This is a genomic window from Methanobacterium alcaliphilum (assembly GCF_023227715.1).
In the GTDB taxonomy this organism is placed as follows: domain Archaea; phylum Methanobacteriota; class Methanobacteria; order Methanobacteriales; family Methanobacteriaceae; genus Methanobacterium_E; species Methanobacterium_E alcaliphilum.
In genome coordinates this window covers 131903-140569 of sequence record NZ_JALKIF010000006.1, presented here as the reverse complement: position 1 = coordinate 140569, position 8667 = coordinate 131903, and the positions used below count along the sequence as shown (strand labels likewise).

General features: G+C 31.9%; 9 protein-coding genes. 2 read left to right on the top strand and 7 right to left on the bottom strand.

The window, feature by feature from the left end:
• The first annotated feature begins 176 nt into the window (after positions 1 to 176).
• Positions 177 to 1433, top strand: a complete 1257-nt coding sequence (gene mmp10 / locus MXE27_RS06215; RefSeq protein ID WP_248611538.1) for a methyl coenzyme M reductase-arginine methyltransferase Mmp10 — start codon at positions 177 to 179, stop codon at positions 1431 to 1433.
• Between the two features lie 49 nt (positions 1434 to 1482).
• Positions 1483 to 2841: a methyl-coenzyme M reductase glutamine C-methyltransferase gene (locus MXE27_RS06210; RefSeq protein WP_248611537.1), complete on the top strand. Its 1359-nt coding sequence runs from the start codon at positions 1483 to 1485 to the stop codon at positions 2839 to 2841.
• A gap of 28 nt (positions 2842 to 2869) precedes the next feature.
• On the opposite strand, the gene MXE27_RS06205 is transcribed toward MXE27_RS06210, so the two are convergent.
• From MXE27_RS06205 to MXE27_RS06175, 7 genes are all read right to left on the bottom strand, one after another.
• Positions 2870 to 4090 carry a cation diffusion facilitator family transporter gene (locus MXE27_RS06205; RefSeq protein ID WP_248611536.1) on the bottom strand — a complete coding sequence of 407 codons (1221 nt, stop codon included), beginning with the start codon at positions 4088 to 4090 and terminating at the stop codon, positions 2870 to 2872.
• Positions 4091 to 4129: 39 nt separating this feature from the next.
• On the bottom strand, positions 4130 to 5056 hold the full coding sequence (locus MXE27_RS06200; protein WP_248611535.1) for an ATP-binding protein: 927 nt from the start codon (positions 5054 to 5056) through the stop codon (positions 4130 to 4132).
• Positions 5049 to 6026, bottom strand: coding sequence for a nucleotide-binding protein (locus MXE27_RS06195; protein ID WP_248611534.1), 978 nt, complete (start codon positions 6024 to 6026; stop codon positions 5049 to 5051). The genes MXE27_RS06200 and MXE27_RS06195 overlap by 8 nt, the downstream gene beginning before the upstream one ends.
• A 41-nt stretch (positions 6027 to 6067) precedes the next feature.
• Positions 6068 to 6457: a NifB/NifX family molybdenum-iron cluster-binding protein gene (locus MXE27_RS06190; RefSeq protein WP_248611533.1), complete on the bottom strand. Its 390-nt coding sequence runs from the start codon at positions 6455 to 6457 to the stop codon at positions 6068 to 6070.
• Positions 6458 to 6462: 5 nt separating this feature from the next.
• On the bottom strand, positions 6463 to 7311 hold the full coding sequence (locus tag MXE27_RS06185; RefSeq protein ID WP_248611532.1) for an Mrp/NBP35 family ATP-binding protein: 849 nt from the start codon (positions 7309 to 7311) through the stop codon (positions 6463 to 6465).
• Between the two features lie 76 nt (positions 7312 to 7387).
• The gene (locus tag MXE27_RS06180; protein WP_248611531.1) at positions 7388 to 7738 is read right to left on the bottom strand and encodes a NifB/NifX family molybdenum-iron cluster-binding protein; all 351 of its coding nucleotides are present in this window, start codon (positions 7736 to 7738) and stop codon (positions 7388 to 7390) included.
• Positions 7739 to 7811: 73 nt separating this feature from the next.
• Positions 7812 to 8405, bottom strand: coding sequence for a DUF134 domain-containing protein (locus MXE27_RS06175; protein ID WP_248611530.1), 594 nt, complete (start codon positions 8403 to 8405; stop codon positions 7812 to 7814).
• Between the last annotated feature and the right edge of the window lie 262 nt (positions 8406 to 8667).

The window sequence follows — 8667 nt, the reverse complement described above, 5'->3', positions numbered from 1 at the left end:
TTTTTTTTCAAAAAATTTTTCGCAAAGTCCCAACCCCCAACAACTTTACAGCCACATAATAATTACAGTTCATACTTTTTTTAACTGGAATAAGCTTTAGAGTATTATTCATAAGTGAATTAAAAAATATTAAAAGAATCCAAAATTATTTATTTCTATAACAACCAAATTAACTCATGCAAATTATAGCAGATGTAGGCGGCATTCCTGGAAAAGACTGCAGAGGATATTGTAAATATTGTTACTTTAGAAAAGTAAAGGAGACTACTGCTTTAGGCTGTAAAAATTGCTCTCCAGGAAAAATAGGATGTGAAACCTGTACTGTAAGTGTATCTGAAACTAAAAATGAATTTATGCCTCCATTTTTTGTATTAGGTAATGTTCAAAACAGTTTAATGATGGGTAACTTTCAGGATAATGACTTAAAAATCAATATTAGTGGTGGAGGGGACGTGAGCTGTTACCCTCACTTACTAGAACTCACATCACAAATAAATCAATTGGGAATTCCCATACACATGGGTTACACTAGTGGAAAAGGAATAGATGATGCCAAAATAGCGTCAGACTTAATTTCACACGGCGTAGAAGAAATAACTTTTACTGTCTTTTCTACAGATGCAATTCTAAGGAAAAAGTGGATGAGTGATCCCACTCCCCAAGAATCATTAAAAGCATTGCAAATTTTTGCAGAAAACATTGAAGTACATGCTGCCTCTGTAATCATACCCGGCGTAAATGATGGGGACAAACTATATGAAACATGCACCCAATTAGAAAATTGGGGGGCAAAAGCATTAATATTAATGCGTTTTGCTAACTATGAAAATCAAGGACTTATACTGGGGAACGAGCCAATAATTAAAGGGATAGAACCGCACACTATATCCGAGTTTGGAGATTTAGTCAAAGAAATTAATAAAGAATTTGATTTAAGAATAACAGGTACACCTCTTTATGATCCTGAAAATAATGCTCCTTTTGCACTTTCACTAAATAAGAATAAAGAATATTTAACCATACTCCCCCAAATTACTTCAGAGGCTACAATTTTAACCAGTAAAATAGCAGCACCTTTTATAAAAAAAATAATTAAAAATTTAGATGCTGAGGATTTGGTAAATGTATATGCTGTTGAAAAAGACATAGGTTGTCTCATAACTTATAAAGATCTAGAAAAAGCAGATCTTTCCCAATTAAAAGAAACCGTTTTAATACCAGGTCGTGCTTTTGTTCATGACAAACAAGCCACAGAACTATTAACTAGTGATGGAGTGGATCGTATAGTCGCTAGGGGACCGAATAAATTATCTGTTGATGGTGAAATGAGTAACACACTAACAGAATATGATGTGATAGAAAAAGAAATGGAAGCATTCTATGAATTAATTGAGGCTATTAACTTTTTTGGAGTCAGGAAAACCAGTGAGTAACAAACGTACGATAGATTCAACTTCAAACCTTTGACCTAAAAGTGATAAAATGAACAAAAAAGCTTTTAAAATAACTGTTTTAACTCCTGAATTTTATAATTATGGATCTATGGTCATTGCCGGCATTTTAAAGGATTTAGGATATGATGTTAATCTCCAAAAAGGCTTTGAATCACCATTAAATGCAGATATTGTTTTTTTAAGTTTACATTCAACTATTCACCTCATCAAATACCAAGCAAAAATTAATCAGATAAATGCTTTTAAAATAGTAGGGGGTCCAGTAAGTAATGACCCGAAACTTGTTTTTAAATGTTTAAATGTAGATTTAGTATTTATTGGGGAAGCTGAGCGTAACTTGCAGACACTGATGAAATTAATTGAAAAAAATGGCCTAAATAATTTTTTTGATAGTAAAAATACGCACAATACTCCTTTTTTAGCATTTAGGAATACGGATTTAACTGAAAATTTCTTTATTAAAAACAAAGATAAATCACCAACTACCCTAATTCGACCACTCCCCTTAATTCCAAAAAATATAAAACATGAAAATATTAGAGGTGCTAATGTTTATATTGAAACACACCGAGGGTGTCCAGGGAACTGTGGATTCTGCCAGGTCCCCTATTTCTTCGGTAGAGATGTAATCAGCAGACCCTTAGATGACATTATCACAGAAGTGAATGCATTCCTCCAACAAGGCGCAAAAAGAATTGCCATAAGCGGAGGTACCGGTTCACTTTATGGTAGTAAAAAATTTAAAAACATTGATGAAAATTCATTTATAACCCTTTTAAAAGAATTAAGCAAACTAACAGGACCTAAAAATCTTACTGTTCCAGACATACGCATCGATATGATAAGTCCCGATATATTAGATGCTATAAACCAATATACCAATGGATGGGTGTATTATGGTATTGAATCGGGCAGTGAAAAGATATTGAATAAAATGAAAAAAAGCATATCTCTAGAAGACGTACGAAGTGCTGTGGATGATGCGCACAATCATGGAGTAAAAGTCGCAGGTTCATTTATTGTGGGTTATCCTGGGGAAGAAGAAGATGATTATGAAGCAACTCTTGATTTAGCAGATGAATTAATCTTAGACGATTATTTTATAAGTATTGCTGAACCCATACCTGGAACTCCATTAGGAAATGAAATACAGGATATTCCTTTTGAACAGAACCCCGTATTTATGAAAAATAACAATGCAATTAAACCATTACAGACTACTGCAGAATTCCGGGCACTTAATTTTATGATGGAATCTTTCATTTTTAGAACCATACCTGTTGCAATGAGTGATGACCTCTTTAAGTCCCTATTAAAAGAAGTTCAATCACAATCACAACATATTCAAGCAGTTACATATTTACTTAAAAATAGAAAATGTGATTAATTTCCAATTTTAAATCCAATATCTAAAATTAATTTTCAAATGAGTTAAATGCATTAAGGATTATTTCTTCCAAATTATCACCATTTACATTTGAGGTACCTAACAAATAATCAGATAAAACATATTTAGGGCCTTCAGAAAGATGTTCTATCACCAACACATCAACATTTTCCTCTTTTAAAAGTTCAGCAGCTTTAATTCCTTTTTTTGTTTCAGAACTTATTGCTGGATTTTTTTTTATCATGAAACTTTCAATTGTACCTCCTTTGACTTTGGCAATTATAAAAAACTTAGCTTTACCAAAATGAGGAGTTATTTTTGAAGAAAGTCCTTGGTCATCTATTAAGGGTACAGCAATCATTTGATAATTCTTTTGAACGGGTTCACTTTGGATTATTATATGATCTAATTCATGTATTTGATTTTTTATGTTTTTTTCCACTTGAATAGTTATATCACGGGCTTTTTTTACTGATTCTCCTCTTTTAAGTTCTAAATGGATTTCTACAAAAATATATGGTCCTGATCTTCTTATTTTAATATCATGTAACCCTACAACACCCTCAATACTTAAAGCAGTTTTTTTAATTAGTTCCACTTTTTCTGGATCAATAGCCGCATCTAACAAAACCAAAATATCATTTTTACCTAATTTTGCGCCAATATATATAATTAAAAAGGATACCATCAGTCCAGAAATACCTTGTATACTAACATATCCAATATATGAAGCAAAAATTCCTAAAAATACTATTAAAGATGAAAACACATCCACCATAGAATGTTTTCCATCATTGAGGAGTGCTTGAGATCCTATTTCTTTACCAATCTTTTCTTTATATTTTGCCAGATAATAAGAAACTACAACTGATAAAATAGCTGTTAAAAGACTGACTATGGGAAATTCTATAGTTGATGGATTTAAAAAATCATTAAATGATTCAAAAGCAATTTCAAAACCAGTAATGACTATCAGGACAGATATTATTAAAGAAACCAAAGTTTCCACTTTATAATAACCATAAGGGAATTTTTGATCTGGTTTTTTCTGGGAAATTTTTAACCCCACATAAACCGCCAGTGATGAAAAAATATCAGAGAATGAATGAATAGAATCTGCTACTAAAGCAACACTCCCAGCCAATATCCCTACAATTCCTTTAATCACTGCCAAAATCAGATTAGTATAAGCAGAGTACTTTGCTGCTTTTTCACCTTTTTTTAATGAATTAACAGAATTATTATCCATAACTCTCACATTGCATATAATTTATTTCTTAAGAAAGATTCAATTTTGGTTTTTTAAATCTAAAATATCCGTTGAATCATCAAGTTTATCTATAATATTTGAGAATATCTTTTTAAATTCGTCTTCATAGATTACTGCTGGTTTTAAATTCACCAATGCATCCACAAACCGTTTATCATACTGGATTTTTCCCAGTAAAGGAATATCATTTGATCTAGCAAATTTTTCTATTTTTCTAGTGAAATCTTCATTTATGTCCCATCGATTAATTACCAAGCCATGATCAATATTAAAATATTTAACAACCCCTAAAGCTCTTTTAAGATCTGAAAATGCTACAGGCGTAGGTTCGGTAACTATTAAAACAAAATCAGTACCTTTAACTGAAGCAATTACAGGACAACCTAACCCCGCTGCAGCATCTATAATTAAAAGATCTGATGGGGTGGTTTCTGAAAGTTTTTGGGCCTTATCTTTTACAGAATCCACTACTTTTCCTGATCCAGATTCCCCAATATTTAATTGACCAGTTACAATGGGAAATCCATAAGGAGTTAGAGCAGAACCTATCTTTCCATTTTCAATTTCTTTTAACTCAATTACATTATCTGGACAGACCACAATACAAGCCCCACACCCAGTACATAATAACTCATTGAATTTTGGTAGAGATTTTTTACTATCCCATTTAACTGCAGAAAAATTGCAAGCCTTTACACATTTTTTTCTTCCTTTACATGTTTCTTTAACCATATGTGCCTTTTCACTTGTTTTAATATAGCTCCAGTCATTAAATTGTTGATCTTCCAATCCCAAAACCATAGCTAAATTAGGTGCATCGACATCACAGTCTGCTACCATGATTTTACGATTTTTACTAAGCATTGCTGATAATGAAGCAGTTAATGTGCTTTTTCCAACACCACCCTTACCCGATAAGATTACTATGGTTTTTAAGTTACCCATTAAAAGACCTCACAAAATTGGCTACATTCATAATTTTTTGATTTGAGATAGGCATGCCTGCAAAATATTTTTTTAAAAATGATTTGTCATAGGGTATTTTTTCTATAATATCTATATCATGATTATCACTGATTTTTTGAATTAAATCTTGATTGCCAATATCCGATCGATTTATAATAATTTTTGTTTGAGATATTAATTTTCCATCAGGACAATTGTCCAAATCTTCGCATTCTTGTTCATTAATCTTTTTTAGGAGCTTTATTATTAATTCCAGATCATGAGCACCTAATGGAGTGGGTTCTGAAACTGCAATAGCCATGTCAATACCCATTAACCCAGAAATAACATTACAATGAGTTCCCGCAGGAGTATCAATAATCAAAAAATCATACTGATCTGATTGTTCACAATATTTACGTGTGGCATTAACCACTGCTGCTGTGGCTTCACAACCAACTTCCACTTCCCCAGATATCAAAAGGAAATTTTCTTGAATATTTCGGGCTAATTCTTTTTTAAAAGATTCAGAAGAATTTTTATTGAAAAAATCAGATTTGAAAAAATTATCTGCGTCAAATTCAATGCTACCCTGACTGATACTTCCCACTATTTGCTTGTCCTTTTTTATTGTATTTTCAGGACAAATAAAGAGGCATGCACCACATCCGTTACATTGTTGAGAAATTAAAATAGGATATTTTCCTTTAACAAAGAAAATAGCATTTTCTTTACATAATTGTGAACATTTACCGCACTTTTTACAATATCTGAGATCAAATAAAGGAAGTAATGTTTCAACATCTTTAACTTTATTACGTTTAATGGAAAGGATTATGTGATCATCAGGACATTCTACATCCACATCAACCAATACAACTTTGAATTTTTTTGCCAATTCAATTGAAAGGGATGTGGCTATAGTTGATTTGCCCGTGCCTCCTTTACCACCAGTAATAGCTATCTTCATTATAAAACTCCTTATATCGCTTTAATTTATTAAAACGAAAATTAACTTCTTCCCCTACCTCTACCCGCATGTCCTCCAGCTATGGCTGTGACGGGCAATTCTTCTAATTTATCATCCATTAAAAAGTTGATATTTTCCTGAACACTCCCCTCTTTAATTTGATAAATTTTTGTACCGACCTGTTTAAGTAAATCATATGCATTAGGTCCAACAGATCCTGAAATTAAAACTTTTATGTTTTTATTAGCCACCGTTTGCGCTGCTTTGATACCTGCACCGCCGGATTCGGCTACTGCAGAATTTATTAATGATTCTACATTTGTAATCTTACCATTTTCAATATCTGCAATTATAAAATAGGCACATCTTCCAAATATTGGACTTGCAGGAGAATCTATACTCTCTCCTCTGGATGCTACTGCAATTTTCATTTATATCATCCCCTTTTATTTTTTAAATTCTCTTCTACTTTTGTTACCATATCCAGTATTCTTTTTGAAATTTCAGACCCAGGGTCTTTGTCAATTATAGAAAGACCCTCTTCTGATGCTTGGTAAGTATTTATATCTAATGGCAAGAATCCTAAAAATGGTATATCAAATTTCTTTGAAATTTCTTCCCCTCCGCCTCGACCAAATATAAATATCTCCTCATTACAGTGAGGACATATAAATCCAGACATATTTTCTATAACTCCAAAAATCCGTATATTCAATTTTTTAGCCATGTTTATGCATTTTTCAACATCTTCCAGAGATACTGATTGAGGAGTGGTTACAATAACCATTCCATCAAGGGAGGGAATAGATTGAAGAATAGTTAATGGTTCATCACCAGTTCCCGGTGGATTATCAATTAATAAAACATCCAAATTTTCCCAGTTGACATCTGAGAGAAACTGACGTATGGCCCCTGTTTTTTTAGGACCTCTCCAAATTATAGGTGAATTTTCGTGAGGTAGTAAAAATTCCGTTGACATAACTTTTATCCCATTAGCAGTTTCGACAGGCACCATCCCATTTTCATCTACCATTAATTCAGTTTTATGAATTCCCAACATTTTAGGAACATTAGGACCGTGCAAATCAGCGTCTAGAATTCCTGTTTTGTATCCTTTCTTAACAAATGATTCAGCCAGGTTGACAGTTACTGTAGATTTACCTACACCCCCTTTACCACTCATTACAGCTATTTTATACGTTACTAAACTCATTGATCTAGCTATTTTAATGTCTTGTTCCATAACAGCCAATTTTTGATTATTTACAGAATTTTCTTGCTTCATATTATCCTTAATTGATTTATGACGTTTTATTAACATAATTCCAAACTAAATCTTTTGGAGGGCTTGAATCTTGTTTTTAATGACATTCCTGTTTTTCAGTGCAGGAATCGCTGCCCGCTAAAGATAAATTACCATTTTTCCATTGTTCAAATATTTCCTGAACATTACCGTTTGCTCCTGAAAATACTTGAATATTGTGTTGTTGGAGCATATTAACGGCTTTTAAACCTAAATTTCCGCAAATTAAAATATCTGCGTCAGAATTTAATATTATCTCTGCGGGTGTGAGTGAACCACCCCCATGTTTTCCTCTACTTTCAATGAATTGAATATCTTTTATTTGTCCATTTTCTTCATTTAATAAAGCAAAATAGGGAGTTTTCCCAAAATGTAGTGAAATATTTGAAGTTAATCCATTTTTTTCCATAGTAGGTATACAAATTTGCGTAAAAATCACCTTGAATTTTTTCAGTTTGTGCTGCCATCACGAAATAACATATTTAGTCAGCACCACATAGAATTCCACCACATTGAGGGCATTTTTCATTCCTACAAGGAATTCCAGGAGTTTTAGGAACTTCATAACCACATTGAGTACATTTACATACTCTAGGAGCACCTGCACCCCTCACTCTTCCACCATAACCTCTTCTTCTTCCAGATCCAGGCACAGTTATATTTTCTGTTCCTTCTTCCTCTGAAACTAAAATTATGTTCAAAGAATCACAATCAGGGCATTTTTCATATTCCTTGTTAGGACTAAACCATTCAAATCCACAATCATTACATTTATATCTTTTTTTATCTGTGATGTAATCTCCTCCTTTTATAGTAATTATCTTACCTTCTACCAAAGCCTTTGAAACTTTAAATCGCGCTGAAATGATTATTCTATGAAATGTAGGTTGGGAAATACCCATTATTTCAGCAGCTTTTTTTTGTTTGATGTTTTGATAATCATTGAGTCTTAATGCTTCAAATTCATCTAAAGTAATTTTTATTAATTCAAAATCATTATTAGAATCTGAGTGTGGTTTGAAGCATTTGATCTCAGGTTCTCTGAAAATTCTTCGAAAATTTCTCGGCCTTGCCATGTTTTGAATATATATTCATAACTATATAAAATATTTTTGGTTCACCTAAAAAATGAGAATTAAAATGGAATTTAAACAATTTAAAATTAAAATATAAATCTTATAATGATTATTTTATTAAAAAAACTTTCAAATGATGTATATTTAAAAATTAAAAGAAATCTGAGTTAAATAGATTTTATCTTTATGACATAATTATTTAAAAAATTTGATATTCTGGGTTTGTAAAGTTTATGGTGTTGTTATTTTTTTCTGTGTTTTT

Bases quoted from the DNA above. Each gene is read 5' to 3' on its own strand.
- MXE27_RS06210 (WP_248611537.1), top strand. From the start codon at position 1,483: ATGAACAAAAAAGCTTTTAAAATAACTGTTTTAACTCCTGAATTTTAT.
- mmp10 (WP_248611538.1), top strand. From the start codon at position 177: ATGCAAATTATAGCAGATGTAGGCGGCATTCCTGGAAAAGACTGCAGA.
- MXE27_RS06185 (WP_248611532.1), bottom strand. From the start codon at position 7,311: ATGAAGCAAGAAAATTCTGTAAATAATCAAAAATTGGCTGTTATGGAA.
- MXE27_RS06195 (WP_248611534.1), bottom strand. From the start codon at position 6,026: ATGAAGATAGCTATTACTGGTGGTAAAGGAGGCACGGGCAAATCAACT.
- MXE27_RS06190 (WP_248611533.1), bottom strand. From the start codon at position 6,457: ATGAAAATTGCAGTAGCATCCAGAGGAGAGAGTATAGATTCTCCTGCA.
- MXE27_RS06175 (WP_248611530.1), bottom strand. From the start codon at position 8,405: ATGGCAAGGCCGAGAAATTTTCGAAGAATTTTCAGAGAACCTGAGATC.
- MXE27_RS06180 (WP_248611531.1), bottom strand. From the start codon at position 7,738: ATGGAAAAAAATGGATTAACTTCAAATATTTCACTACATTTTGGGAAA.
- MXE27_RS06205 (WP_248611536.1), bottom strand. From the start codon at position 4,090: ATGGATAATAATTCTGTTAATTCATTAAAAAAAGGTGAAAAAGCAGCA.
- MXE27_RS06200 (WP_248611535.1), bottom strand. From the start codon at position 5,056: ATGGGTAACTTAAAAACCATAGTAATCTTATCGGGTAAGGGTGGTGTT.